Origin of the sequence: Flagellimonas pelagia (genome assembly GCF_003584135.1) — a bacterium.
GTDB classification, from domain to species: Bacteria; Bacteroidota; Bacteroidia; order Flavobacteriales; family Flavobacteriaceae; genus Flagellimonas; species Flagellimonas pelagia.
The window spans coordinates 18681-45047 of the sequence record NZ_QXFI01000006.1 but is presented as its reverse complement, the minus strand read 5'-3'; the positions used below and the strand labels follow the sequence as shown (position 1 = coordinate 45047).

23 protein-coding genes are annotated in these 26367 nt (G+C 43.6%); 5 read left to right on the top strand and 18 right to left on the bottom strand.

Annotation, left to right across the window (positions count from 1 at the left end; genetic code table 11):
• Window positions 1–54 precede the first annotated feature (54 nt).
• Together D2V05_RS00535 and D2V05_RS00530 are read right to left on the bottom strand one after the other, a co-directional pair.
• The gene (locus tag D2V05_RS00535) at window positions 55–1671 is read right to left on the bottom strand and encodes a Gfo/Idh/MocA family protein (protein ID WP_119645661.1); all 1617 of its coding nucleotides are present in this window, start codon (window positions 1669–1671) and stop codon (window positions 55–57) included.
• A complete protein-coding gene (locus D2V05_RS00530) occupies window positions 1668–2150 on the bottom strand; it encodes a DoxX family protein (protein WP_119645659.1) in 483 nt (160 codons plus the stop codon). Before D2V05_RS00530 ends, D2V05_RS00535 begins: the two co-directional genes overlap by 4 nt.
• A gap of 344 nt (window positions 2151–2494) precedes the next feature.
• On the opposite strand from D2V05_RS00530, the gene D2V05_RS00525 reads away from it, so the two are divergent.
• Window positions 2495–5083, top strand: coding sequence for a cyclic nucleotide-binding domain-containing protein (locus D2V05_RS00525; protein WP_235855347.1), 2589 nt, complete (start codon window positions 2495–2497; stop codon window positions 5081–5083).
• Here D2V05_RS00525 and rimO read toward each other — a convergent pair.
• Window positions 5080–6381: a 30S ribosomal protein S12 methylthiotransferase RimO gene (gene rimO, locus D2V05_RS00520; protein WP_119645655.1), complete on the bottom strand. Its 1302-nt coding sequence runs from the start codon at window positions 6379–6381 to the stop codon at window positions 5080–5082. The genes D2V05_RS00525 and rimO overlap by 4 nt on opposite strands.
• Window positions 6382–6507: 126 nt before the next feature.
• Here rimO and D2V05_RS00515 point away from each other — a divergent pair, with 126 nt between their 5' ends.
• A complete protein-coding gene (locus tag D2V05_RS00515) occupies window positions 6508–7608 on the top strand; it encodes a serine hydrolase domain-containing protein (RefSeq protein ID WP_119645653.1) in 1101 nt (366 codons plus the stop codon).
• Here the strand turns inward: D2V05_RS00515 and D2V05_RS00510 are convergent.
• The 11 genes from D2V05_RS00510 to recR all read right to left on the bottom strand — a co-directional run bounded on the left by D2V05_RS00510 (window position 7605) and on the right by recR (window position 16248).
• Complete coding sequence (locus D2V05_RS00510) at window positions 7605–9266, bottom strand: amidase family protein (RefSeq protein ID WP_119645651.1); 1662 nt, start codon at window positions 9264–9266, stop codon at window positions 7605–7607. The two genes, D2V05_RS00515 and D2V05_RS00510, sit on opposite strands and share 4 nt — an antisense overlap.
• 3 nt (window positions 9267–9269) lie before the next feature.
• Window positions 9270–10226: a signal recognition particle-docking protein FtsY gene (ftsY, locus tag D2V05_RS00505; RefSeq protein ID WP_119645649.1), complete on the bottom strand. Its 957-nt coding sequence runs from the start codon at window positions 10224–10226 to the stop codon at window positions 9270–9272.
• A gap of 168 nt (window positions 10227–10394) precedes the next feature.
• Window positions 10395–10547, bottom strand: coding sequence for a DUF4295 domain-containing protein (locus tag D2V05_RS00500; protein WP_119642090.1), 153 nt, complete (start codon window positions 10545–10547; stop codon window positions 10395–10397).
• A 42-nt stretch (window positions 10548–10589) separates the two neighbouring features.
• Window positions 10590–10772 (bottom strand): 50S ribosomal protein L33, encoded by a 183-nt coding sequence (rpmG, locus tag D2V05_RS00495; RefSeq protein WP_031444791.1) that lies wholly within the window; start codon window positions 10770–10772, stop codon window positions 10590–10592.
• Between the two features lie 28 nt (window positions 10773–10800).
• A complete protein-coding gene (gene rpmB, locus D2V05_RS00490; protein ID WP_119642089.1) occupies window positions 10801–11028 on the bottom strand; it encodes a 50S ribosomal protein L28 in 228 nt (75 codons plus the stop codon).
• Window positions 11029–11101: 73 nt separating this feature from the next.
• Complete coding sequence (locus D2V05_RS00485; protein WP_119645647.1) at window positions 11102–12349, bottom strand: competence/damage-inducible protein A; 1248 nt, start codon at window positions 12347–12349, stop codon at window positions 11102–11104.
• The gene (locus D2V05_RS00480) at window positions 12350–12688 is read right to left on the bottom strand and encodes an Hpt domain-containing protein (RefSeq protein ID WP_119645644.1); all 339 of its coding nucleotides are present in this window, start codon (window positions 12686–12688) and stop codon (window positions 12350–12352) included.
• On the bottom strand, window positions 12688–13299 hold the full coding sequence (locus D2V05_RS00475; RefSeq protein WP_119645642.1) for a fumarylacetoacetate hydrolase family protein: 612 nt from the start codon (window positions 13297–13299) through the stop codon (window positions 12688–12690). The genes D2V05_RS00480 and D2V05_RS00475 overlap by 1 nt, the downstream gene beginning before the upstream one ends.
• 21 nt (window positions 13300–13320) lie before the next feature.
• The gene (locus D2V05_RS00470; RefSeq protein ID WP_119645640.1) at window positions 13321–14094 is read right to left on the bottom strand and encodes a 3'-5' exonuclease; all 774 of its coding nucleotides are present in this window, start codon (window positions 14092–14094) and stop codon (window positions 13321–13323) included.
• 79 nt (window positions 14095–14173) lie between these two features.
• Window positions 14174–15532, bottom strand: coding sequence for a dihydrolipoamide acetyltransferase family protein (locus D2V05_RS00465; protein WP_119645638.1), 1359 nt, complete (start codon window positions 15530–15532; stop codon window positions 14174–14176).
• 95 nt (window positions 15533–15627) lie between these two features.
• Window positions 15628–16248: a recombination mediator RecR gene (gene recR / locus D2V05_RS00460; protein ID WP_119642083.1), complete on the bottom strand. Its 621-nt coding sequence runs from the start codon at window positions 16246–16248 to the stop codon at window positions 15628–15630.
• 76 nt (window positions 16249–16324) lie between these two features.
• Here recR and D2V05_RS00455 point away from each other — a divergent pair, with 76 nt between their 5' ends.
• Window positions 16325–17806: a sodium:solute symporter gene (locus D2V05_RS00455; protein WP_119645635.1), complete on the top strand. Its 1482-nt coding sequence runs from the start codon at window positions 16325–16327 to the stop codon at window positions 17804–17806.
• Here the strand turns inward: D2V05_RS00455 and D2V05_RS00450 are convergent.
• Window positions 17790–18149, bottom strand: a complete 360-nt coding sequence (locus D2V05_RS00450) for a CoA-binding protein (RefSeq protein ID WP_119645633.1) — start codon at window positions 18147–18149, stop codon at window positions 17790–17792. The genes D2V05_RS00455 and D2V05_RS00450 overlap by 17 nt on opposite strands.
• Before the next feature lie 350 nt (window positions 18150–18499).
• Between D2V05_RS00450 and D2V05_RS00445 the strand changes: the two genes are divergently transcribed.
• A complete protein-coding gene (locus D2V05_RS00445; RefSeq protein ID WP_119645631.1) occupies window positions 18500–20950 on the top strand; it encodes a TonB-dependent receptor in 2451 nt (816 codons plus the stop codon).
• A gap of 117 nt (window positions 20951–21067) precedes the next feature.
• Here D2V05_RS00445 and D2V05_RS00440 read toward each other — a convergent pair whose 3' ends face one another.
• The 3 genes from D2V05_RS00440 to D2V05_RS00430 all read right to left on the bottom strand — a co-directional run bounded on the left by D2V05_RS00440 (window position 21068) and on the right by D2V05_RS00430 (window position 24145).
• On the bottom strand, window positions 21068–22075 hold the full coding sequence (locus D2V05_RS00440; protein WP_119645629.1) for a 3-oxoacyl-ACP synthase III family protein: 1008 nt from the start codon (window positions 22073–22075) through the stop codon (window positions 21068–21070).
• Window positions 22076–22171: 96 nt separating this feature from the next.
• Window positions 22172–23482, bottom strand: coding sequence for an ABC1 kinase family protein (locus D2V05_RS00435; RefSeq protein ID WP_119645626.1), 1311 nt, complete (start codon window positions 23480–23482; stop codon window positions 22172–22174).
• 6 nt (window positions 23483–23488) lie between these two features.
• Complete coding sequence (locus tag D2V05_RS00430) at window positions 23489–24145, bottom strand: TetR family transcriptional regulator C-terminal domain-containing protein (RefSeq protein ID WP_119645740.1); 657 nt, start codon at window positions 24143–24145, stop codon at window positions 23489–23491.
• Between the two features lie 328 nt (window positions 24146–24473).
• Between D2V05_RS00430 and htpG the strand changes: the two genes are divergently transcribed.
• Entirely contained in the window at window positions 24474–26357 is a 1884-nt protein-coding gene (gene htpG, locus D2V05_RS00425; RefSeq protein ID WP_119645624.1) for a molecular chaperone HtpG, read from the top strand.
• Window positions 26358–26367: the final 10 nt, after the last annotated feature.

Genomic DNA, 26367 nt, shown 5'->3' with positions numbered 1-26367 from the left:
CTTAGAGACAACATCCCACTTTCCGGATTAGAAAAACGTAAAAATCTATAAACCTCAACCAACCATCTCGGGTTTCATATCCCAAGTACCGTTGGCCAGTAATACTTCATCAAAATCAATACCTTCAATGGGCTTCAACATTTCAGTATTGGGATCCCATTCAATTTTTCGGCCTAATTTCCATGACAGACCTGCCATATGGGCAGAGATAGCTTCCTCGAACCCTTCATTGATACCGCAGCTCACTTTTCCGCCGTTCTTGATCACGCTCAACCACTCCCGCATGTGCAAGAAAGTGGAATCCACACGGACCCCATCGATATAGGTCCACATAAGCCCCTTATCCGCAAAATATTGGGAAGTGGCCGAAGAGATGGCATCGGGCACATTGGCCGCTGGGTTGTATTGATAAATTGGCACCCCTGGGTTCATTTTTCCGGCTTCGATCATTTCGGCATATCGGGTGGATGCCCCATCTGGCCAAATGGTCAATTTATTGCCCAGTTCCATGGTGGCATCGTGCCCCATCAAAATGGTCGGTCTGTTGAAACCGTTACCCAATGTGGCACTATAACAGAAAGTCATCCCCTTTTCTTTGCCTTTGGCTTGGCTGCTTCCTGTACTGTAATCAGGAAATTCCATATTCACCTGGATCACATCGGGAACGTTCCTACCATCATTGTGGGTATAAATACCACCTGAAGCACTAACCGAAGAAGGAATGCCCATATTGAGCACACAGTTCAGACGATCGTAGTCATGGGTCAACAAATCTCCTGAAAGTCCTGATCCATAGGCCCACCATTTGCGCCATCTAAAAAAATGGTTTTTGTTGAACGGTACTTTTGGTGCCGAACCCAAAAATTGCTCCCAATCTATGGTTTCAGGGCTTGCTTTTTCATGGATGTCATAGTTCCATGCCCCGTTGTCATCATTCCTGTTGGTATTGGTCTGAATGAGGGAAACATGCCCCAATGTACCTTTCTCAACAATATCCCTGGCCGTACTAAAGCTCAAGGTCTGTCTATGCTGGTGCCCCACGGCCAACACCGCTTTGGAGTTTTTGGCGGCATCCCGTAAAAGATAGGTCTCCCCTACGGTATGCGTCATCGGTTTTTCAACATACACATGTACGTTGTGGTTCAGTGCTTCTATGGAAATGGGGGCATGCCAGTGGTCGGGCGTGGCAATCACCACAGCATCCACATCACCGCTTCCGATCATATCTTTATAAGTGATATATCTCTTTATCGGATTTTCTGGAGTTGAAAAGGAGTCGATAAAATTTTGTGCCCTCACATCGAACACATCACAGATACCCACCAATTTCACATTGAGCTTTTCTTGGCCCATAAAATCTTCAAGAGCGTGATTGTTGGGGTCCTCCTGTGCTGCCAAGCGCATTTGTTCCTTCCAATTCTCCGTGGCAAAACCTAAAGCCCTACAAAGTTGCTCACCACGGATGCCGAATCCTATGATCCCGACCCGAACAGGCTCTCCGCCTATGCCAGGTACGGCAGGTGGCAATGATGGGGTAATGTTGAGCTGCTCCAAGATTTCGGAACGTTTTCTTCTGGACCCTACGGTATTTGCTGCTCCGGCCCACCATACCGCTCCAAGTATGGGTAGTCCTCCCAATCCGATCAATAGGTCTCTTCTAGTCCATTTCATTGCTCTTGCATTTTAGTTAGTTTGTTTTTCCGTAGGTGTTCCAACCCAAAATATTGACCCGTGGGCAATTGGTAAATGACCAAACAGGCCACCAGTTCTATTAGATTCTTGTTCACGAACCAATAGCTGCCTTCCACATTCAATTGGGTAAGTCCGGGAAATGGCGGGTGGGCAAAAAAGTAGAGGGCCAATAGTCCCATGCCTACAAAAGCTCCTACCCTCTCAAAAATTCCCAAAATAAAGGTGATTCCCACCACCATAAGGGCAACGATGTTCAAGGTGTCTACCCAGCCGATCGTGGCATCGCCCACCAGCGCGGTAAAGAACCATTTAAAAGGGCCCTGCGCGGTTGCCAAATACCCGAAAGATGTCCATTCGGGATTGTAGAGCTTCACGACGCCCTCAAATAAAAAGTGCCACCCTATCAGTATGCGGAGTAGCGTGACACTCACTTTCAATTTATTTTGATTTAGGTCCATATTTTTGGTTTAGTAATTTTCCGTGGCTTCAGGTCAATTTTGGCAATGGATTGTCATATATCTTTGAAAAATCCCTTAAAAGTACCTATGTATTTAGATAATTAACATGATTGTTATCAGCTTTTAAAGCTCTCGTAAAAAAGTCTAAAATGGAATACGACCGATTTTCACCCTCAAACACCATGTTATTAAATTAAGGATTTTATAAGATGCTCCTTCAATTTTTAAGATACCATCAGTGAGCTCCCCCTATATTTTAAATTTGGTTTTTATTTCCAAATCCTTTTTCCATGTGCTTTTTTTTGATGATGTTCATGTCACCAAACCATACTTGAAACAGGCCAGTGAGGCATTTGAACGCGGAAATTAAACACCTAATCAATCAGTTCCCCGAAGGAACCCTTCAATCCTACCCTAAAGACCATATCATCTGTAACATCCACACCAAGGTCAAGACTTTTAGATGGTTGGTTCAAGGTACTTTTGATTACTACACTTCGTTGGCGAATCCCGAAGACGAAGTCTTGGTCTGCCAAATTTCCGAGCCCATGAGTACCTTGGGCCTTAATGGGTTGAGCGAACGCAAACGCTATACATATAAAATTGTGGTCGCATCGGACCAAGCCACTTTTTTTGAAGTACCGATTGGGGCAATGTTACCTTACCTGAGGAACGATGTCGAAAATTCATTACTTAAAAAAATCTGCGGCTCCTTATACCATCAATTGAGACAGGCCCTTCTAAAACAGACCGACCTTTTACAAGCAGCCCAAAATAGACCTTTGCGTAAGGACAGGGAATTCTTTGTAAGTCCCGATGCCGAGAAATCGGAAGTGGTTTCCCTTATGCGGCGTTCCCCTTTTTTGGATCATTTTGATGAAAAGCAGCTCTCCCAAATGGCATCGCTCGCGGAACGGCGTGAATATGAACCGGATGAAGTACTCTACATTCAGGACAGGCCCACAAACGGCATTTTTATCTTGATCCATGGAGAAGTGGCCATCAAAAGATTGGAGGGAAGCATTGAAATCCAGCAGCGGGCCATCAGCAACCCTGGTTTCATTTTTGGCTGGTCGTGCACCATGGGCGAAAAGGATATTTGTTCTGCCCTCACCACCCAAAAGTCCTCGGTATATTTTATCCATCAAAAAGACCTTTTGGATCTTTTATCCTGCGATGTGAAATTTGCGCGCCGTTTCTTTATGCGGTTGCTCTGGTTGATGGGCAACCAAATCAATGCAGCTTTTGTTAGATATGTTGGGTTATTGGGCAAGCACAACCTTCAGGCCGTGTACCAACTCATTGAAAACAACAAATCGAGATTGGCCCTTTCCTCTCCCTTGCATCAAGTCGTTCATCTGTTGCGCAATACCAACACCAAACAATTGGCATATGATACCTTGGCCCATTTGGTTGGAAATGGTTCCCATTTGGAACGACATATTGCCTCCTTGAGCTTGGAATTATTACAGGAAGACATGCAGGAGTTGAAATTTGCCAAGGGACTTCAACATATTTATGAAACCGTTGCGGAACAGGAAGGTGAGGAATCCGAAAGCGTACGAAAGGCATGTGCGCAAGCGACCAAACAGGCTTTCGACCATGTGGAATACCATATTGAAGGCTGGGAAAACCTGCCCGAAAAAAGCGGCTGTATCTTTATCTACAACCATCTGTACAACCATTCGTACTATACCCTGAACAATAAGTTCCAAATCACCTTGGATTCACATTTTATCAGTTCAAAAATTTTGGACGATACCTATCAGGACCCAGGTATCCGTACGGTTCGAATTGGCCGTGGTCAGGAATACGGCCATCAGAATTATTACAACAAACTTGGTTACATCAATGTGTACACCAAGGAATCCGAAATCGTGGATGGCAACAGTAAAAAGGAAACAAGAAGCATTTTTTATAAGACCGCTTCGCAGTACCTACGGGAAGGACATAATCTGGTCATCAGCCCAGAAGGCACTTCCTATTCCACCGAAGAATCCCCGGGACCTTTCAAAATGGGGGTTTTTAAGTTGGCCATGACAGCAGAACCCGAACCCTATATTGTTCCTTTGGTATTGGCCAATTTTGACAGGAGGATTCCGGATGGACTTTTTTATTGCAAGATTTTACCTCCTTTCAAACTGAGTGAAAAATTGCCCACAAACAATCCTGAAAGCTTGTCCTCATTTGTAAAATCCTACCAGGAGACCTATAAAACCTATGTACAGGAAGCAAGGGAAAGAGCGGATGAGCTTTTAATGGCACCTGTATCGAAACTAATGGAGGAGCCTCCCGAAATTTGGAAAAACGAAATCCGTAGGTTGAAACGAAGGGTGGCCAATGTGGAAAATGAAAAAGACCTTACTATTTTCTACGGCAGTTCATCAGTAAGGCTTTGGGTAAGTATGAAAAAGGATTTGGCTCCTTTCAATGTGCTCAATTTAGGCTTTGGTGGTTCTACCTATGCATGGTGTATCCATTATTTTGATGAGATCTTCGAAGACGCGCACCCCAACAAGATCGTGCTCTATGCTGGTGAAAATGATTTGGCCCAAGGAAAGACCCCGCAAGAGGTACTCAACGATTGCAATAAGTTGGTGCAAATGATCCTCAAGAAATATCCAGAAGTACAATTGGCGTTCATCAGCCTAAAACCAAGTATAGAACGTGAGGCCATGATTCCGCAGATCATCGAGACCAACCTGATGCTTTCCAAATACGTCATCGGGGAACTCAACGCCCAATTCATCAACGTGTTCGGGCAAATGATCAGTGTGGACAATCGGCCAAAGCCTGAGTTGTACATGTCCGATGGTCTGCATTTGAACAAAAAAGGTTATGCACTTTGGAGTAGCGTGATCAAAAATGCGCTTATGGTTTCAGACATCCCTGTGGAGGAAGAGCAGCACATTGATCTTATGCAAGATCGTTAAGCTGGCTCCCCGTACAAATCATAATCAGAAGCTTCAAGGATCTTGATAGTGGTAAAATCTCCGATTTTCACATAATGTTTGGTTGCATCGATCAAGACCTCATTGTCCACATCTGGGGAATCAAATTCCGTACGACCCACAAAATAATTCCCTTCCTTTCTATCAATGATGCATCGGAACGTCTTCCCAATTTTTTCTTGGTTCAATTCCCAAGAAATTTGGGATTGGATTTCCATAATCTGATTGGCACGATCTTGTTTCACTTCCTCTGGAACATCATCCACCAAAGTATAGGCATGGGTATTTTCCTCGTGGCTATAGGTAAAGCAGCCCAAACGTTCAAAACGCATATCGGTTACCCATTGTTTCAAGGTCTGAAAATCCTCCTCCGTTTCCCCAGGATATCCCACAATCAAAGTGGTACGGATGGCCATACCGGTTACCGCAGCCCTAAAGTCCTGCAATAACTTTGTGGTCTTGGCTTGAGTGGTTCCCCTGCGCATGCTTTTCAATATGTTATCGGAAATGTGCTGCAGGGGAATGTCGATATAATTACAGATTTTCGGCTCCCTTCGCATCACCTCCAAAACATCCATCGGGAACCCTGTTGGGAAGGCATAATGCAGTCGGATCCATTCTATTCCTTCCACTTTTACCAAAGCCTCGAGCAGCTCGGCCAAATTCCGTTTTTTATACAGATCCAATCCATAATAGGTAAGGTCCTGTGCAATCAGAATCAATTCCTTGACTCCTTTGGTAGCCAATTTTTCCGCTTCGGACACCAAATCCTCGATCGGGGTGCTCTTATGCTTTCCACGCATGATCGGAATGGCACAAAAAGAACAAGGCCTATCACAACCTTCTGCAATTTTCAGGTACGCATAGTTTTTGGGTGTGGTCGTTAAGCGTTCCCCAATCAATTCATGCTTATAATCCGCACCCAAGGCTTTCAGCAAATTAGGAAGGTCACTGGTCCCAAAATATTCGTCCACATTTGGGATTTCCTTCTGTAAATCTGGTTTGTAGCGCTCACTCAAACAGCCGGTCACAAAAACCTTGTCCACCAACCCATCTTCTTTCTTTTGAACGTACTCCAAAATGGTATTCACACTCTCTTCCTTGGCATTGGCGATGAATCCACAAGTATTGATTACCACCACATTGCCTTCCTCCTCGTGTACCACCTCTTTGTTATTGGCACGCAGTTGGCCCATCAGTACTTCAGAATCGTAGACATTCTTGCTACAACCCAAGGTTACCACATTGATTTTGTTCTTTTTAAACGATTTTGTGCGCATAGTTGCTATAAATGGAGTGCAAAAATACAACAACACAGCGCATTACATCGATTTGCCTGCATATTTTTCCTGTTTCAGCGTTAAACCCATGGGACAAAATATAGTCCAATAAAAAATTGTGATGCCATGAAACAACTGGTCGCCCTATCGCTGCTTTTCTTCGTTTTTATAACCGGATGTTCCTCAGGGGACGACCCAAAAGATGGCGGGGATGGCACTCCTGACCCAGAAACCTCTGAACTATATTTTCCTCCAACGGGTTCTTCTTCATGGGAAACGGTTTCGGCCACGGATTTGAGTTGGAACACGGATGCCGAAGAATCCCTTTATGATTTTCTGGAAGAAAAGGGTACCGATGGATTCATCATCTTAAAAGATGGGAAAATTGTGGTGGAATGGTATTTTGGTGGTTTCACCGCAGATGATAGTCATTCCTGGAACTCCGCCGGCAAAACCTTGACGGCCATGACGGTTGGTATCGCCCAAGAAGAAGGTTTTTTGTCCATTGAAGATTCCTCTATGGACTATTTGGGTGAAGGTTGGTCCATGCTCACCCCAGAACAGGAAGCCAATATCACCATACGCCACCATTTGACCATGACCACAGGCTTGGATTATACTGTGGACGACCCTTTTTGCTACGACAAGGAATGTCTATTGTATAAAAATGAACCCGGTACGTTTTGGTATTATCACAATGCGGCCTACACCCTATTGGACCAAATTGTTACCAACGCCACAGGCATGGATTTTAAACAATATTCCTATCAAAAGATACGGGATAAGATTGGCATGCAGGGCACCTGGGTCAAAGTTGGATACAACAATCTTTTTTTCAGCAACACCAGAAGTATGGCACGTTATGGCCTATTATGCTTGAATGAAGGAACTTGGGACGGGAACGAAATTCTTTCGGACAAATCCTATTTTACTGCAATGACGAACACTTCTCAAAACCTGAACCAATCTTACGGCTATTTATGGTGGCTCAATGGAAAGGATAACTTTAAGGTCCCAGGCAATGAAGCTACCTTCAGTGGTGAGTTGATAGCCGAAGCTCCAAGTGATCTTATAGCCGGTTTAGGGGCCTTTGACCAAAAATTGTACGTGGTGCCCAGTCAAAATCTGGTCATCGTACGATTAGGGGACGATGCCGGGGAAAGCCAATTGGGGCCTTCCAGTTTTGACAATTTGCTTTGGGAAAAATTGAGTGCCTATATCAATTAATCCTTAAACGCTTCCGGGATTTTTCGGGCGTGGGTGAGGTCTTCATAAGCCTTACCTATTCGTAACAGTTGAGCTTCCGTAAAAGGTTTACCAATAAACGTCAAATTTTCAGGTTCGCCACTTGTCTTATATCCCATGGGAATCGTCAACGCTGGATACTCCGCCACAGCAGCATATCCTGCATGGTAATTATTGATGCTCAACACGGCGTCAAGATTTTTCTCCTCCATAATTTTGAAGAATGACCTTCCGGCAGCCATCAAATCAGTCTTGATCTTTTCAAATTCATCCTGTGTGGTGGAATCTGCCAAAATACCATCAAAACGGGCCTGCCCATAGGGAATCCTGACCACCGAATCTTGACTGTTGAACCTGACCACATCCTCCACTGTTTCCAACTTTACGACATCCTTGTTTTTCACTTCGGCATCAAGATAGGCTCTCAGGTCCTTTTTCATATCGAGGTTCAACAAGGTCGTAAAATTATCCAACTGTACGTTTTCAGGTTCAAATTCGATAAGTTGGGCACCTGCATCCTTTAATTTTTGAACCGCCAAGGCGTAAATGGAATCCCTTTCCATCAAGTTCTTCATCACACCAAGCCTAACCTCTTTTAATGGTTCCGGGTGCATCCAAGCAGATAGGATACCGGGCTCGGATTCCACCGACTTCGCATCCTTGGGGTCTTTACCCATCATGGCATCCAACAAAATGGCATTGTCGGTCACATTTTTGGTCATGGGGCCAGGCGTATCCAAGGTGCTGGAAATTGGGACAATTCCGGTTCGGCTCAACAATCCAATGGTCGGTTTCAACCCGACCACGGAACTTTGTCCTGATGGGGAAAGAATCGAACCAGAGGTTTCGGTACCCACTGCACCAACCGCATAATTGGCCGCTGTAGATGTACCACTTCCCGCACTGGAACCTCCTGTATCAAAAACCCGACGTCCGTAGGCATTCAAGGTTTGGCCGCCCACGGCACTCTGGCCATTAGGGCAAACATCACAGATAAAATTGGCCCACTCGCTCAGGTTTACCTTGCCCAAGATCAATGCTCCCTTGGCTTTCAAACGGTTTACAATAAAGGCGTCATCGGTCTGGCTGTCTTTCAAGGCCACGGCGCCGGCTGTGGTATGCATTTCAGATGTTCCGATGTTGTCCTTCAACAAAATGGGCATACCATAGATCAAATGGTGCCCCTCGCTGTTGGCGTCCAGTTTGCGTGCCTCCTCCAACACATTCGGATTCAAGGCAATCACCGTATTTAGGGTGGTGTTGTTCGGAAGTTCATATTTGTAAATTCGATGAAGGTAGAAGAGTACCAAATCCTCATAGCTGAAATCACCGTTTTTGATATGTTTTTGAAGCGTCGGGATGTCCTGTTCCAACACCATGGGTTTCATCTTTTCATACTGCTCTTCGGAAAATTTGGAAACCTCATCATACAAAGCTTGGAATACCTCATTCTTATCTAGTACCTTGCTTTGGATGAATTTATAACGCATTCGCGTACTTTCATTCTCCTGACTCGCCGCCACTTCCGCCGAATCATTGTACGGGGTCCAAAGGACCACCTCTTTTTGGGGTTCAGTATTTTTCTGTTTGCAGGACGAAAGTCCAACGATAAATAGACAGACTAAAAGGTATTTGTACATAACCTATATTTTGAAAAATGAGTCAACGAACTCGTATTTGTTGAATACTTGAAGATCTTCAATGCCCTCACCCACACCGATATATTTCACGGGAATCTGGAATTGGTCAGAAATACCGATGACCACCCCGCCCTTGGCCGTACCATCCAACTTGGTCACCGCCAAACTGGTCACTTCGGTGGCCTTGGTAAATTGTTTGGCCTGTTCAAAAGCATTCTGGCCTGTGGAGCCATCCAAAACCAAAAGCACTTCGTGGGGAGCATCGGGCACCACTTTCTGCATGACGCGTTTTACTTTGGAAAGTTCGTTCATCAAATTGACCTTGTTGTGCAAACGACCTGCGGTATCCACCAAAACCACATCAGCCCCTTCAGCCACGGCAGAATTCAAAGTGTCAAAGGCAACGGAAGCGGGATCGCTTCCCATTTTCTGTTTGATGATCGGCACATCTACCCGTTTGGCCCAAACTTCCAACTGGTCAATGGCAGCGGCACGAAAGGTATCCGCGGCGCCTAAAACCACTTTGTATCCTTTGTTCTTGAATTGATGGGCCAACTTGCCAATGGTCGTGGTCTTCCCCACACCATTGACACCTACTACCATAATCACATAGGGTTTCTTGTCTTTAGGGACGGAGATTTCGGTTTCCTCACCGATGTTGGTTTCGGAAAGGAGCCCGGCAATCTCTTCGCGCAGAATGGTATTCAACTCATCAGTTCCCATGTATTTGTCTTTGGAAACGCGTTCTTCAATACGCTCAATGATCTTTAGCGTAGTGTCCACACCAACATCCGAGGTAACCAACACCTCTTCCAAATTGTCCAACACCTCATCATCTACTTTGGATTTTCCGGCAACAGCCTTGCCTAACTTGCTGAAGAAACTGGTCTTGGATTTTTCCAGTCCCTTGTCCAAAGTCTCTTTTTTGTCCTTTGAAAATATATTTTTGAATAAGCTCATCTCGTGTTCTTAGTTGAATGTCAAATATAGGAAAGTAAGGGGAGTTTTGTTAAAGCAATTTTGTTGGAAAGGGGTCATTTTCAGCAGGCCTCGGTCTTAAATGCTTGCCTCTGGGAATGAAAAAAGCCGCTTAAAAGCGGCTTCCTGTATCTTGAAAAGGATATTTCCTTATTTCTTGTTCAACCAGTCGTTTACCATTTCAGGTGCCATTACAGATTCTACGAATGTGTATGCACCAGTTTTGGGAGACTTCACCATTTTAATGGCCTTGGTCAATCTTTTTGACGCTGTCTGAAGTGTTGCTACTGTTTTCTTTGCCATGGCTTATATATTGTGTTTGCCTTTTTCTTGATGAAAAAGCGATTACTTAATTTCTTTATGAACGGTCATACGCTTAAGGATAGGGTTGAATTTTTTGATTTCCATCCTATCTGGCGTGTTCTTCTTGTTCTTGGTGGTAATGTACCTAGAAGTACCTGGCATACCAGACTCCTTGTGCTCCGTGCACTCCAAAATAACCTGAATCCTATTTCCTTTCTTTGCCATTGTAATGTGCTTAAATCGCTTTTACTACTTACTTTTTGGAATCGATTTCCTTCAATACAGCAGAGATCCCTTTTTTGTTGATGATCTTCAACCCTCTGGAAGAAACGTTCAAGGTTACCCAACGATCTTCTTCTGGAACGTAAAATTTCTTTTTGGAAACATTTACGTCAAATCTCCTTTTGGTCTTATTGATAGAAAAGGAAACGTTGTTTCCAAACATCACCTTTTTTCCTGTAACTTCACAAACTTTAGACATCTCCCTAACTTTTGAGTGATTTTATTGAGGCTGCAAATTTATACCATTTTAATGGGACGTACAAAATTCTTTTTCAGAAATTTAAAATTTCTTTGTACAATAGCTCAAAAGCCTTACCAACAGACTTCTTTACCACCCTTTCCCGATTGTTTCCCATACTGAATTGCTGTGCAAAAGTACCCTTGGGTGAACTTATGGCAATATACACCGTACCTACATCAGCATCCGAGTCACCTTTGGTGGGGCCTGCATTGCCCGTTGTGGCAATGGCAAAATCGGTTCCCAATAGGTTTTTTGCCCGTTCCGCCATGGCAATCGCAACCTCTTCACTAACCACGGAATGCCTGTCAATCAATTCTTTCGGCACTCCTAAAACCTTCACCTTGGTTTCCGTGGCATAACAGACCACACTTCCTTTAAAGTAATTGGAGGCACCTGGCACCGATGTAATCTGTTCCGCAATCTTTCCGCCAGTAAAACTCTCGGCCGTGGCCAATGTCATTTGCTTTTCAGCCAACAATTTACCTATTTGGACTTCTATGACGCCATCTTCTTCCTCGCCATACATGATATCACCGATCAATGGGTACAGTTTACTCGCTTCTGCTTCCACCATGGCCAACAAAGCCTCTTTGTCCGGTCCTTTGGCGGAAAGTCGGAGTCTTACCCTACCCAAATTGGGCAAATAGGCCAATTTTACTTCTGAAGGCAGGTTGTCTTCCCAATCCGTTATTTTTTCGGCAATGGCACTTTCTCCCATGCCATAGGTCATGATGGTCTTGTGCACTATGTGAGGCCGTTCATATTCCTCAATGATGGCCGGCAATACGGAAGTGGTGATGAGATTTTTCATCTCGTAGGGCACACCTGGTAAAAAGAAATAGGAAACCTTATTCTTTTTCATCCAAAGTCCCGGAGCGGTCCCGAAGGCATTGTGGAGCACCTTGGCCTTGGTGGGTACCATGGCCTGTTGTCGATTCAAATCAGAAATGGGTGAATTGATATACTTTTTAAAAAGCTCCTCAATGTGGGCCATGACCTCTTCGTTCTTGACAAGTTCATCTTTGAAAAACTTGCATAAAGTCGGTTTGGTCACATCATCTTTGGTAGGGCCCAGTCCTCCCGTAACAATGACCACGGAGGAACGGTTTCCCGCTTCTTCCAAAGATCTTAGGATATGATCTTGATCATCCTGAACGGAAGTGATTTGGTATACCGAAACGCCAATTTTGTTCAACTCCTTGGAAATAAAGGCGGAGTTAGAGTCCACAATCTGCCCAATGAGAATCTCATCCCCAATGGTTATGATTTCGGCTTGCATCTATAAATTGAAGTCTTTTTTTAATTCGGCGACCACTTGAAGCACATCTTTCTTCAACAAGGGAAATTTTCCCTCTATTTCTTCCATGCTCGCCGTATTTTTCCCCATGGTCTCAATTTCCAGTGCCATGGCCCTTGTCTGTTCCATGCCCAGGATATCCACATTGGGTTTTATTTTGTGCGCCAATTTGTATACACTTTCATGATCCCTTTCATTGATGGCCTTCTCCAATCCTTCCAGATCTTCAGGCACTTCTTCCAAAAAAACCGAGATTACGGAGGTTATGAAATCATCATCTCCCTCAGCCATCTCATTTATCTTATCGAGGCTGTAAATCATTATCTTACATTAATTTCAAATAGCTTCTCATCTTCCAAGCTACCGACAAGGTAGTCATTTGGGCTTACTTTACCAACACCCGCAGGGGTACCGGTAAATATAATATCTCCTTTTTTCAACATAAAGTAGGTAGATATATGTGCTATGATCTCATCTATCTTCCAGAGCATCAAAGCTGTATTTCCATCTTGGACCTTCTCCCCGTTTTTGGATAGGGAAAAACGTAAATTATCCACATTTTTAAATTTGCTTTTGGGCACCCAGTTTCCAATCACCGCGGCACCATCAAACCCTTTGGCTTTTTCCCAGGGCAATCCCTTTGCCTTTAATTTGGATTGAAGATCCCGTGCGGTAAAATCGATTCCAAGGCCAATTTCATCATAGTATTTATGGGCGAATTCCTTGGCGATATGTTTTCCAACCTTTTTGATCTTCACCAAAACCTCTACCTCATAATGGATATCGTTGCTAAATTCCGGGATATAAAAATCCTGCTCTTTTGGAAGTATTGCAGAATCGGGCTTGATAAAAACCACTGGTTCCTCAGGACGCTCATTGTTCAGTTCGTCTATGTGATCTACATAGTTGCGTCCTATACAAATCAACTTCATACTGTCGTGGGGTTATGTTTATTATATCTTATTATTGAGCTTGCTCAACTTGATCTGCGTCAAGACTTTTTTAGTGTACAAAGGGAAATCCGCATTCAAAATCCATCCAAAATAACCGGGTTCAGCCTCCATGACCTCATCTACGGTTCTTCCTTTATGCTTTCCAAACGAGAATATGGGCTGTTCATTTTCATCCAGACCTATAAACCCTGCGAAATCCAAGGATTGCTTCCGTGTGGTAAATTCCGACAGTTTTTTGATATCGTTCTCCAGTTCGGGATACCTCTCCAACTGGGCCAAGAGCACTTCATAAGTGGCCATGGTATCGGCCTCGGCACTGTGGGCATCATCCAGGCTTTTATCGCAATAGAATTTATAGGCTGCTTCCAAAGTACGCTTTTCCATTTTATGGAAAATGGTCTGCACATCCACGGAAACCATATTCTTCATATCAAAGTCCACATCGGCCCGCAGCATTTCCTCTACCAATAAAGGAATATCGAAACGATCTGAATTAAAACCCGCCAAATCACTGTCTCGAATCATCTTATAGATTTCCTTTGACAGTTGTTTGAAGGTTGGCTCATTGGCCACCTTTTCATCAGATATGCCATGAATGGCCTCCGATTCAGCTGGAATTGGCATTTCAGGATTTACCAACCATGTCCTACTTTCCTTGTTGCCATTGGGAAAAATCTTCAAAATGGAAATCTCAACAATCCGATCCTTGGCCACATTGGTGCCGGTGGTTTCCAAATCAAAAAAGCAAATGGGTTTGGTCAGTTGTAATTGCATGCGGGGTTCATTGATTGAATAAAAGGGGCTTAAAAACCTTAAAGTTAAACATAGTCATGGGAATAAAAGAGGTTTTCCTCTAGATTTCCCTATTCACGTCCCAAGCCTCCAGATAATCTGCCACTGCTTTTACGAACATTCCTCCCAAGGCACCATTTACCACACGGTGGTCGTAACTGTGGGAAAGGAACATTTTACTGCGGATTCCTATGAACTCTCCTTGACCTGTTTCAATCACGGACGGAATTTTTCGGATAGCACCCAAAGCCAAGATACCCACTTGTGGCTGGTTGATGATCGGGGTACCAAAAACACTTCCGAAGGTTCCCACATTGGTCACCGTATAAGTACCATCTTTCACCTCATCTGGTTTCAACTGGTTGTTTCTGGCCCTGTTGGCCAAATCGTTTACAGTCTTGGCCATACCCACCAAATTCAGTTGATCGGCATTTTTGATCACAGGTACGATCAGGTTGCCATCAGGAAGGGCTGCCGCCATACCCAAATTGATGTTTTTCTTTTTAATGACCTTTTCGCCGTCCAAAGAAATGTTCATCATAGGGAATTTCTTCAAGGCCAAGGCCACTGCTTCCATGAATATTGGGGTAAACGTGAGCTTCTCACCTTCCCTTTGCTCAAAGGCATTTTTTACTTTATTCCTCCAGTTTACCACATTCGTCACATCCACTTCCACGAAACTCTGTACGTGTGCCGAAGTGGAAACACTCTCGATCATATGGTGGGCAATCAGTTTGCCCATTCGGGTAAGCGGAATCACTTCATCCCCATCGCCCACAGGTATAGCTGCAGGTTTTGGTTTCTCCGTGACTTCTTTTACTGGTTTCACTTCCGCCTCCACAAGCTTGGTTTCCTTGACAGCTGTTGCTTCTGCAGGTTTAGTACTTCCGTTGGAAGTACGATTTTCCAAGTACCCCAAAATATCATTTTTGGTCACCCTACCTTCACTCCCGGTACCTATAATGGCTTCCAGTTCCTCCATGGAAACCCCTTCTTCCTTAGCGATATTTTTCACCAAAGGGGAATAAAACCTATCCGAACTCGAAAAATCCGCTGTGGAAGGAGCAACAGCTTTTTGCGTCTGTGCCATATTGCTTTCAAGAACCGTTACGGGCTCCTCAACAGGCTCCGAAACAACACTTGTTGTAGTGGAATCTTCAGTTGGCAGCTCCACATCCCCATTGACCTGGATCACGGCGACCACCTCTCCTACTTTTATCACATCGTCTACGTCAAACCGCTTCTCCACCAGAATACCTTCCACTTCACTGGGCACTTCAGAATCAACCTTGTCCGTGGCAATCTCAAAAACAGCCTCGTCCATTTCAATGGTATCGCCCACTTCCTTCAACCATGTGGTAAGGGTAGCCTCAGCGACACTTTCTCCCATTTGCGGTAATTTCAGTTCAAATTTTGACATATTCTTACTTATCAAAGTGATTTCAGGTTCTATTTTGCAAAAATACTAAAGAAATTCACTTATTCTTGTTTTATATTCATTATTTAGCAATCCGACTAATTGGCCTTCATTGAATTTTCAAAAGGTACGCGGTTTAAAATACTTCGTCCCAAGGTGACCTCATCGGCGTACTCCAGTTCATCCCCCACCGAAATTCCCCTGGCAATCGTAGAGGTCGTTACCTCCATACCTTCCAACTGTCTATAGATATAAAAGTTGGTGGTATCCCCTTCCATGGTGGAACTCAAGGCAAAGATGAGTTCTTTTACTTTTCCTTCCTTCACTTTATTGATCAGCGATACGATGTTCAAATCCTGCGGGCCAACCCCCTCCATGGGGGAAATTTTGCCTCCCAGCACATGGTAAAGACCGTTATATTGAGAAGTATTTTCTATAGCCATCACATCGCGAATATCCTCCACCACACAGACCAAGGTCTCGTCCCTTTTCGGGTTGGCGCAGATCTCACAGATTTCTGTATCCGAGATGTTGTGGCAGCTCCTGCAAAAGTTCACTTCGTTTTTCAATTTGGAAAGGGCATGGGTCAAATGCTCCGTCCGTTCCTCGGGCTGTTTGAGCAGATGAAGCACCAAACGCAAAGCCGTGCGCTTACCTATTCCTGGCAACTGCGACATTTCATACACTGCATTTTCCAATAGTTTGGATGAAAATTCCATAGCGTCAAATCTCCAACAAAATTACGATTTTAGTGTTACCAATTTACTTTCGTACTTTGCAAATCAAATACCATTTATGTCAGCCACTCAGATTCTCTTGCTTATAGGTGCTTATTTCTTGGTCCTTATATTGATCTCTTACTTTACTGGAAAAAACGATTCCAACGCCGATTTTTTTAAAGCAGGAAAACAATCGCCTTGGTATGTGGTGGCCTTTGGGATGGTCGGGGCTTCGCTTTCCGGTGTTACATTTATCTCGGTGCCCGGTTGGGTGGAGGACATCCATTTTACCTACATGCAAGTGGTGATAGGCTATCTTTTCGGGTATTTTGTGGTGGCCTTTGTATTGCTTCCCCTTTATTACCGATACAACCTCACCTCTATTTATGAGTATCTGCTGGAAAGGTTTGGTAAGGTCAGCCACAAAACGGGGGCGTTTTTCTTTTTTGTTTCTCGGGTTTTGGGAGCCGCGTTCCGGTTATATTTGGTCGCCATTGTATTGCAGCAGTTTGTGTTTGATGACCTTGGAGTGCGATTTGAGTTTACGGTGGTCATTTCCATTTTATTGATCTGGATATATACCAATAGAGGAGGTATAAAGACCATTGTTTGGACCGATACGCTACAAACCCTTTTCATGATATTGGCCGTTATCCTGTCCATTGTGTTGATCAACCAAGAATTGGGATGGAGCTTTGGGGAATTTATTAAGTCGGATGAATTGAAAAACTATAGTTCCTTTTTGGTCACCGACAACTTTTTAGACCGAAACTATTTTATAAAGTCCTTTGTGGGTGGCATGTTCGTGACGATATGTATGACGGGGCTGGACCAAGATATGATGCAAAAGAACCTCACCTGTAAATCACTGAAAGATGCCCAAAAGAACATGGTCTGGTTCAGCTTTGTTTTGGTCGGGGTCACTTTTTTGTTCATGCTTCTGGGGGCATTATTGTTCATCTATGCCAAACAAAACGGAATTGGCATCCCGCTAATGGACGGAACTCCCAAAACAGATTTGCTGTTCCCCGAAATTGCACTCAATAGTGGTTTGGGGCTTACCCTTTCCATCACCTTCATGCTGGGATTGATCGCTGCCGCTTATAGCAGTGCGGACAGTGCGCTTACCTCTTTGACCACTTCGTTCTGTGTGGATTTTCTCAACGTTCAAAAGAAAGAAGAGGTAGAGCAAAAGAAAATACGAAAACAGGCACACGTGGGCATGAGCATCATGTTGATCATTGTCATCATTGCCTTCAAATACATCTTGAGCAGTAATGTAATCGATAGCTTGCTTACGGTCGCTGGCTATACTTATGGCCCACTATTGGGTCTTTTCGCCTTTGGTATTTTTACCAAGCACAAAATCAAGGATGCCTATGTATGGGTTGTGGCCGTTCTATCGGTCACCATCATCATTTTGGTGGCTAATATCCCTGCCTCCTATTTGGGCGGTTACCAAATGGGTTATGAGTTATTGCCCCTTAATGGATTGCTGACCTTTTTTGGCCTGTGGTTGATCAGAAAAAAGGAATTGGAACCTAGTATTGCCCTGTAGCCAACAGGACCAAAGTACAGGCAACTTCTACTTTTATGCCTTCTTTTTCAAGGATTTCATAAAATTCCGGATTTTCGGTTCCGGGGTTAAAAATCACTCTTCTAGGCCGTAAATCCACGATTTTCTGGTAATATTCCCTTTGATGGGTTGGGTTCAGATATAAAGTTACGGTATCAATATTTTGAAAATCAACTAAGTTGTCCTTAATTTGTATCCCAGATACAGTTCCCCCATGTATCCCAAATGCGGTCGTTTCAATATTTTGATCGACCAACCTACGAACTGCCATGTTACTGTATCTTCCCGGGTTTGTTGAAGCCCCAAAAACTAGTGTTTTTGTCATTTGTTAATTTTAGTGTTAAACTCAAAGATAGACTGTAACGATTTTAAAAAAAATCCGTCTATTGTATATATAAAAAATTTCATTGGTAAGACTGTATTTTTTATAGTTAATGGTTAGTGTTTAGTATAGCTTATCAATGTATCAACCCCGGTAAATTTACCGGGGTTTCTTCTTTCCAAAACTTTTTTCCTTGGTCTTTTTTTGAATGACAACCTTACAGTCAGGCTATTATCCTTTTTGATAATGTTAAAGAATGTTAAATTGAGGTGAAGCTGTAACATTCCGCGGCCAGTGGCGTCTTAACTATATCATCAATCAATCGAATTCATCAATCAAAAAACGAACAACTCATGAAAAAGTTGACCTTACTTTTCGCACTCTTTCTGTGCGCTCTATTCCCATCACATTCCAACGCCAATGATCCAGATGATGCCTTAGGCTCCATTTCGGGAACGGTGGTGGACAATACCATGAAACAACCCGTGGCCTATGCTGCTGTGGTCATTAAATCGGAAGATGGTTCCCAAACCGTTACCGGGGGCATTACTATGGAGGACGGAACTTTTGACATCAAAAAACTGCCTGATGGCAATTTCATTTTTGAAGTTCAGTTTATCGGATACAAGACATATTCCCAAAAACTGGTCATCTCCAAGGACAAAAGGAATATAAACCTAGGTACCATCACCTTGGAGGAAGAGACCCAAAACCTGGAAGGGGTCGAGGTGGTTGCCGAAAAAACGACCATTGAACAACGGGTGGACAGAAAAGTGATCAACGTGGGCAAAGACCTGACCACCGCCGGTGCCTCCGCATCTGACATCATGAACAACATTCCCTCTGTAAATGTGGATGCCCAGACTGGGGACATCACGTTAAGGGGAAATTCGAATGTTCGTGTGATGGTAGATGGTAAGCTTTCGAACGTGCCGGTTGCACAGTTGTTGAAACAGATTCCCTCCACCTCCATTAAATCTATAGAATTAATCACCAACCCCTCTGCCAAGTACAATCCGGAAGGCATGAGTGGTATCATCAACATTATATTGCACAAAAATGCCAACATCGGGTTCAACGGAAACGTAAGTATGGGCCTTACCAAAGGTATTGAGGCCAAATTCAACAGTTCCATTGATTTGAACTACCGTAACGGCAAATTCAATTTCTACGGAAATTATGGCAACAACATCGGCAAATGGGTAAACGATGGAAGCATTTTGAGAGTGGACGAAAATTCACGCCAAAAGTTCGACTTCCTCAACAACAACAAATCGCACTTATACAAATTAGGGGTTGATTTTTACCTGAACGAAAAGAATACCATCTCCTTCTTTACCAATCAGAACATTTATGATGGAAAGGGATATGGAACCGTAGCGATCAACTACTTTGAAGATCCTTCCAGGAACCTGACCCAATATTTCGATGACCTTTCCGACAATACCAGCGAGCAATACAACTTTGATTATAAACTTGATTTTGGCAAGGAAGGCCATAACATTGAGCTGGAAGTGGACCACAACCTGTTCGACAGTGGCCAGGATGCCGATTTTAGATCGGTTGGTGCCGTTGTTTATCCAAATTACAAGGATTTTGTGGACACCAAACGTACCCAAACCACAGCCAACTTAGACTATGTGAACCCGTTGGACAGCATTTCTAAACTGGAGCTTGGGTTGCAGTCAAGGAATTTTGAGTCGAAAGTGGATTATTCATCAACTGGACAATCCTTCAACTCACAAGGGAATTTGGTTCCCACGCCTTCCACCAAGTTTATTTACGCTATGGACATTTATTCCGCTTATGCCACTTTTGGACAGACCTATAAAAAATGGTCTTATCAAATGGGCATACGAATCGAGGATGTAGAGGTAAAAGCGGACACCAATGCGGTACGTGCCTTTACCGATAAGTACACGCAGCTGTACCCTTCGGCATTTGTCACCTACAGTCCAAATGAAAAAGACCAATTACAGGTAAGTTATAGCAGACGGGTGGATCGACCCGGTTTGGACCAGGTAAACCCCATCAGGGAATTTGCCACACCGTTGATCTCCTCTTTCGGTAACCCAAACTTGGTGCCCCAGTTTACCAGTTCCTATGAACTGAACTATACCCGAAGGCTCAAAAACGGTAGCATTACCTCGGGAGTATTCTATCGCAGCATTACGGATGAGATCAACAGGGCACTTTATGTGGATCGTTTGGATCTGAACAAGACCATCCTTACCTATGACAACTTTGATAAAACATCAGCCTATGGTGTAGAGGTTTCTGGAAATTACAGGCCTTTAAAATGGTGGAATATTAACGGTAGTTTTGATATGTACTCCCAAACCCAAAGAGGCTTTTCGGAAACATTGGACACTACCGATCCCGATGCCACGGAGGATGATATCATTACGGAACAAGTGGAAGTGGACAACACGGCCTGGAACCTGAGGATGAACAACAGTTTCACCGTAACCAAAAAATTGACCCTGCAAGCTTTTGGTTTTTACAGGGGCAGAAACAAAAGCATCCAATTTGATGCCAACCCCATGTACTTTGTGAACTTGGGCGCCCGCTACAGTTTTGATGATGGCAAAGGCACCATCAGTTTCAATTACAATGATATTTTCAACACCATGCGTTTTGCCTTTGAAGGGGATTACCCCTATGCACAGGAAGGTGCCTTCAACTGGGAAAGCAACAATGTGTATGTAGGACTTTCCTATCGCTTTGGAAGCGGTAAGAACAGGGCCAACCAGCGCAAGCGAAGGGACGACAACACCAAGCAAGGTGGCGGCGGCATCCTATAACAATAATTTGATGGTCCTAGTCAGAGTGTTGGTTGGTTAGTCTTTCAAGGGCCTCAATAAAAAACCCCGATCCTAAAAGATCGGGGTTTTCATTTATACATATTTTATAATCTGATACTACCACCTGATAATAACACTGCCCCAGGTAAATCCACTACCAAAAGCGGCCAAAACGACCAAATCCCCTTCTTTGACCTTGCCTTCTTCCCAAGCTTCCGTTAAGGCGATCGGGATGGAAGCGGCCGTGGTGTTGCCATATTTCATGATATTGTTGAACACTTGGTCATCGGACAATCGGAATTTGTTCTGGATGAACTGGGAAATCCTCAAATTGGCTTGGTGCGGAATCAACATATCGATATCCTGTGGGGTAAGGTTGTTCTTTTGCAGGCCTTCCATAATCACTTCACTAAAACGGACCACTGCATTCTTGAACACAAACTGACCGTTCATATATGGAAAATAGGAAGTATCCTCCGGATCGGCATCGGCAATGATATCCGTCACCCATCTTTTGCCCATCCCTGGTGCAATCAAAGAAAGTTCTTCGGCATGTTGGCCTTCGGAATGCAGGTGGGTAGAGAGGATTCCTTTGGAAAGATTTTCCTCCCTTGTTAAAACAGCGGCCCCGGCCCCATCACCAAAAATGACCGAAACACCCCGGCCCCTCGTGGTCATATCCAATCCATGCGAATGCAGTTCAGATCCGATGACGAGCACATTCTTGTACATGCCACTTTTTATGTATTGATCGGCTACCGAAATACCATACACAAACCCCGAACATTGGTTACGAATATCGAGGGCCCCAACAGTACGCAAGCCAAGATCGCGTTGTACCAAAACACCTGGTCCTGGAAAATAATAATCCGGGCTGAGGGTAGCAAACACGATAAAATCAATTTCATCCTTGTCAATACCGGCACGTTCAATGGCTTTTTCAGCGGCTTTCACTCCCATGGAGGTCGTAGTGTCCTCCCCTTTCACCACATGGCGTCTTTCCTTGATACCGGTGCGTTCCTGAATCCATTCATCATTCGTGTCCATCATCTTGGACAAATCGTCATTGGTCACCACATGTTCGGGTACATAAAATCCTAATCCTGATATTCTTGAGTTGTACATTACGAAGTGCTTAAATAGAAATTTTTAAAAAAAGTATAGGCTAAATAATGGAAAAGTAAAAAATATATCCAAAGAACTGGATATATATTAACAAAATTAGACCATGTACTTTTTAAAATGGTTCACTTTGACCTTGGCCCCAAGATCGTGTAGCAGATTGTAAAGTCCAAAAAAAGTGCGGTTCATATACAGAAAATGTTTGGAGCCTCGATTTCCGTTCATCTTCCGAATCTGCTCGTCCTTGGAATAACGTTCACTCAATTCGGCAATCTTGGACCAAAAGCCCGCATCCCCGAAATCGAACTCCTCTTTGTTGAAGGGAGAAGTGAAGATACTGAGCATTTCCTTGAACAGCGCCTTGAAAAATTCCAGTTCCTCTGTACTATCCATTGGGGTCAGGATTTCCAATTGATAGAGCTTTTCCATGAAGATGGCATCATTATCAAGGTTTTCCAAGTTGACCAATTCAAAATACGGAACATAGAATTCATCGGGTATGGCCTTGATGCAGCCAAAATCTATGGCAATCAGACTGCCATTGTCACTGACCAAGAAATTACCCGGATGTGGGTCGGCATGCACTTTTCTTAAATGATGGATCTGGAACATATAAAAATCCCATAGCGCCTGCCCCAATCGATTACCAAGATGTACATCAAAAGCGGTTTTGGTGAATTCACTCAAATGTAGCCCGTTCATCCAATCCATGGTGAGGATACGTTCACTAGAAAGTTCGGGATAGTATTTTGGGAATTCCATACCGGGGATTACGGCACAAGCCTCAGTAATTTCCCTGCTCTGTTCCAATTCCAGAATGTAGTTGGTCTCCTCGATCAACTTATGTTCCACTTCCTTGAAATACTTCTCGGAGTCCTTTCCCTTTAGGTTGAACATTTTAATGGCCACAGGTTTTACCAAGGCCAGATCGCTGCTGATGCTGTCCGCCACACCAGGATATTGGATCTTAACCGCCAAATCCTTTCCGTTTTTGCTGGCACGATGTACCTGACCAATACTTGCCGCATTTACCGAATCCTTCTCAAAATGATCAAAAATGTCTTCGGGGTATTGGCCAAGGTATTTCTTAAACGTTTTGCGAACCAGAGGAGCGGACAAAGGCGGTACCGAAAATTGAGAAAGGGAAAATTTTTCAACATAGGCCCTGGGCAGTAGGTTTTTTTCCATACTCAACATTTGGGCAACCTTAAGGGCACTGCCTTTTAAACTTTTCAGGCCATCATAAATATCCTCTGCATTGTCATGGTCCAGCTCTTCTTTGGAAGTATCCGGATTTACGAGTTTTTTACCATAATACTTCACATAATTTCCGCCGATCTTCACTCCAGTAGTCACCAATTTTCCTGCCCGTTCAATTTTTCCGGTGGGTATTTTGTCCAATGTTTTCATACGGTACTACACAAACTTTTCTTTGTACAGAAATTTCCCAAAGTCAATAATCTTTTCCAAAGGGGTATTCTCAAAAATCTGAAAGATCGTGGTTACGGATTTCTCAATCGCAATGTCAGTTTTTTCGAACCCTGGCGAACTGTCTTCCATCCAAAATTTCAACAGGAACAAAAACTGTAGCCAAGCCCCTTCGGAAAACAGCGGCTCATTATATTTTAAGATTTTAAGGTTCTTTTCCTCATTTCTGATATGAACCAATTCCGTAGCAAATTCCTTGAAGGATTTCCGTAAGCCCTTCAGTTGGGCCAATCCTTCGAATGCATTCCGGTGTTCCTTGAGCGCAAACAGCACGTAACTGCGGTTCAAGGTCAGGTTTTCAAAAAAAGTGAAGAAAAAGGTCAACATTTTATCCTCATTGGACATGGTAGCGTAATCCTTGTTCTTGTTCAGCAAAGCCGTGGTATTGTCAAAAAACTTGTGCCAAATCCTTTGTTGTATGGACTCGAAGGATCCAAAAAATCCGTAAAAAGTGTCCTCCCCTATTTTGTTTGCCTTGCAAAACTTATAAACAGATTCGGGTACCTTTCCATTTTCCAGAACAGAATCCATGTACCATGTGATAATCTTTTCCTCGGTGATGCTGGTTTTTACTGATGTTGCCATTGTGTTCATTCTTAAGGGTGAAACAATCATTGGTCAACCTGTGGCAATCGAATAAAGAAAATGCACCTCCGAGCGAAAGTGCATTTTCCACAACCTAACCAATAAATAAACAAACTTGTTATAGCATAATACTTCTTCACAGCAATTTTTTCCTATAACAGTCTAAAGATACGATATTTTGTTTAATTTTTACAAAAAAAGAATAAACAAAATTTTGTTAAAATTGTCCGACAGTAAAAAATGACGGTTTCAAATGTCAGTTTGTCATATTTGCCACTCTGGTATTTTTTTTGTCCAATGCGGTATAGATAAAAGAAAAAACAAAACGATGGCAACAGGTAAAATCAATGTTTCAGTAGAGAACATTTTCCCTTTAATCAAAAAATTTCTGTACAGCGACCATGAAATTTTCTTGAGGGAGCTTATTTCCAACGCTACGGATGCGACCTTGAAACTAAAACACCTTACCTCTATTGGCGAAGCCAAAGTGGAATATGGCAACCCCATCATTGAGGTGAAGGTAGACAAGGACAACAAACGCATCCATATTATTGACCAAGGCATCGGGATGACCGAGGAAGAGGTCAAAAAATACATTAACGAAGTGGCCTTTTCAGGCGCCGAAGAGTTTTTGGACAAATACAAGGACGCCGGTAAGGAAGCTGGGATCATTGGTCACTTTGGTCTTGGTTTTTACTCCGCCTTTATGGTGGCCGAAAAGGTAGAGATCATTTCCAAGAGTTATCAAGATGCCCCAGCGGTACATTGGACCTGTGATGGTTCACCTGAATTCAGCATCGAAACTAGCGATAAAAAAGAACGGGGTACCGAAATCATCCTTCATGTGGCCGAGGATTCCACCGAATTTTTGGACGATTCCAAAATCCGTGGCCTTTTGGTCAAGTACAACAAGTTCATGCCCATTCCCATCAAGTTCGGGACCAAGACCGAAACCTTGCCCAAACCGGAAGGAGCCAAGGAAGATGAACCGGCACCAACCCAAGTGGTAGACAACATCATCAACAATCCCAATCCAGCGTGGACCAAGCAGCCCACGGATTTGACCGATGAGGATTATAAAAGCTTCTACAGGGAACTATATCCCATGCAGTTTGAGGAACCTTTGTTCCATATCCATTTGAATGTGGACTATCCATTCAACCTGACGGGAATTTTATATTTCCCCAAGTTGACCAACGACCTCAACATTCAAAAAGACCGTATCCAACTATACCAAAACCAAGTGTTCGTCACGGATAATGTGGAAGGGATCGTACCGGAGTTTTTGACCATGCTGCGCGGTGTCATCGATTCTCCCGATATTCCGTTGAACGTTTCGCGTTCTTACCTTCAGGCTGATGGTGCGGTAAAGAAAATTTCTTCCTACATCACCAGAAAGGTGGCGGACAAGTTGAGTTCCCTTTTCAAAAACAACCGTGAAGATTTTGAGCAGAAGTGGAACGACATCAAGGTGGTCATTGAATACGGAATGCTTTCCGAAGAAAAATTCTTTGAAAAAGCGGAAAGTTTTGCTTTATACCCCACTGTGGATGGCAAATACTACACTTTTGAAGAGTTGGAGGCCAAGATCAAGGACAACCAGACCGACAAGGATGAAAAGTTGGTGGTCCTTTATGCTTCGGATACGGAGGCACAGCACAGCTATATTGAAACTGCCCAAGCCAAAGGTTATGAGGTATTATTGATGGATTCGCCCATTGTACCGCACTTGCTCCAAAAACTGGAGACCACAAAGGAAAAACTGTCCTTTGTACGGGTTGATGCGGACCATATCGACAACCTCATCAAAAAAGAAGACACTGCCATTTCCAAACTTTCGGACGAGGAAAAGGAGCAGTTGAAGACCGAATTGGAAGAAGTCATCTCCAGCAAGGGCTACACCATTCAATTGGAAGCCATGGACAGTCAGGCTTCACCGTTCATCATCACGGAACCTGAATTTATGCGCCGAATGAAGGAAATGCAACGTACCGGTGGCGGTATGTTCGGTATGGGCAACATGCCCGATATGTACAATCTGATCGTGAACACCAACCACGAACTGGTAGGTGAGATCTTGAACACCAAGACCGCCAAAAAACGGGAACGGTTGATCAACCAATCCTTGGATTTGGCACGTTTGTCCAAAGGACTTTTGAAAGGTGAAGAACTCACCAAGTTCATCGCTCGCAGTTATGAAATGATCAAATAAGAATCTGATT

Bases quoted from the DNA above. Each gene is read 5' to 3' on its own strand.
- D2V05_RS00470 (WP_119645640.1), bottom strand. From the start codon at position 14,094: ATGCAATTACAACTGACCAAACCCATTTGCTTTTTTGATTTGGAAACC.
- D2V05_RS00440 (WP_119645629.1), bottom strand. From the start codon at position 22,075: ATGTACAACTCAAGAATATCAGGATTAGGATTTTATGTACCCGAACAT.
- ftsY (WP_119645649.1), bottom strand. From the start codon at position 10,226: ATGAGCTTATTCAAAAATATATTTTCAAAGGACAAAAAAGAGACTTTG.
- D2V05_RS00500 (WP_119642090.1), bottom strand. From the start codon at position 10,547: ATGGCAAAGAAAACAGTAGCAACACTTCAGACAGCGTCAAAAAGATTG.
- D2V05_RS00535 (WP_119645661.1), bottom strand. From the start codon at position 1,671: ATGAAATGGACTAGAAGAGACCTATTGATCGGATTGGGAGGACTACCC.
- D2V05_RS00430 (WP_119645740.1), bottom strand. From the start codon at position 24,145: ATGGCAACATCAGTAAAAACCAGCATCACCGAGGAAAAGATTATCACA.
- rpmB (WP_119642089.1), bottom strand. From the start codon at position 11,028: ATGTCTAAAGTTTGTGAAGTTACAGGAAAAAAGGTGATGTTTGGAAAC.
- D2V05_RS00445 (WP_119645631.1), top strand. From the start codon at position 18,500: ATGAAAAAGTTGACCTTACTTTTCGCACTCTTTCTGTGCGCTCTATTC.
- D2V05_RS00485 (WP_119645647.1), bottom strand. From the start codon at position 12,349: ATGCAAGCCGAAATCATAACCATTGGGGATGAGATTCTCATTGGGCAG.
- rimO (WP_119645655.1), bottom strand. From the start codon at position 6,381: ATGCGCACAAAATCGTTTAAAAAGAACAAAATCAATGTGGTAACCTTG.
- D2V05_RS00450 (WP_119645633.1), bottom strand. From the start codon at position 18,149: ATGACAAAAACACTAGTTTTTGGGGCTTCAACAAACCCGGGAAGATAC.
- D2V05_RS00480 (WP_119645644.1), bottom strand. From the start codon at position 12,688: ATGATTTACAGCCTCGATAAGATAAATGAGATGGCTGAGGGAGATGAT.
- D2V05_RS00455 (WP_119645635.1), top strand. From the start codon at position 16,325: ATGTCAGCCACTCAGATTCTCTTGCTTATAGGTGCTTATTTCTTGGTC.
- D2V05_RS00510 (WP_119645651.1), bottom strand. From the start codon at position 9,266: ATGTACAAATACCTTTTAGTCTGTCTATTTATCGTTGGACTTTCGTCC.
- D2V05_RS00475 (WP_119645642.1), bottom strand. From the start codon at position 13,299: ATGAAGTTGATTTGTATAGGACGCAACTATGTAGATCACATAGACGAA.
- rpmG (WP_031444791.1), bottom strand. From the start codon at position 10,772: ATGGCAAAGAAAGGAAATAGGATTCAGGTTATTTTGGAGTGCACGGAG.
- recR (WP_119642083.1), bottom strand. From the start codon at position 16,248: ATGGAATTTTCATCCAAACTATTGGAAAATGCAGTGTATGAAATGTCG.
- htpG (WP_119645624.1), top strand. From the start codon at position 24,474: ATGGCAACAGGTAAAATCAATGTTTCAGTAGAGAACATTTTCCCTTTA.
- D2V05_RS00515 (WP_119645653.1), top strand. From the start codon at position 6,508: ATGAAACAACTGGTCGCCCTATCGCTGCTTTTCTTCGTTTTTATAACC.
- D2V05_RS00435 (WP_119645626.1), bottom strand. From the start codon at position 23,482: ATGAAAACATTGGACAAAATACCCACCGGAAAAATTGAACGGGCAGGA.
- D2V05_RS00530 (WP_119645659.1), bottom strand. From the start codon at position 2,150: ATGGACCTAAATCAAAATAAATTGAAAGTGAGTGTCACGCTACTCCGC.
- D2V05_RS00465 (WP_119645638.1), bottom strand. From the start codon at position 15,532: ATGTCAAAATTTGAACTGAAATTACCGCAAATGGGAGAAAGTGTCGCT.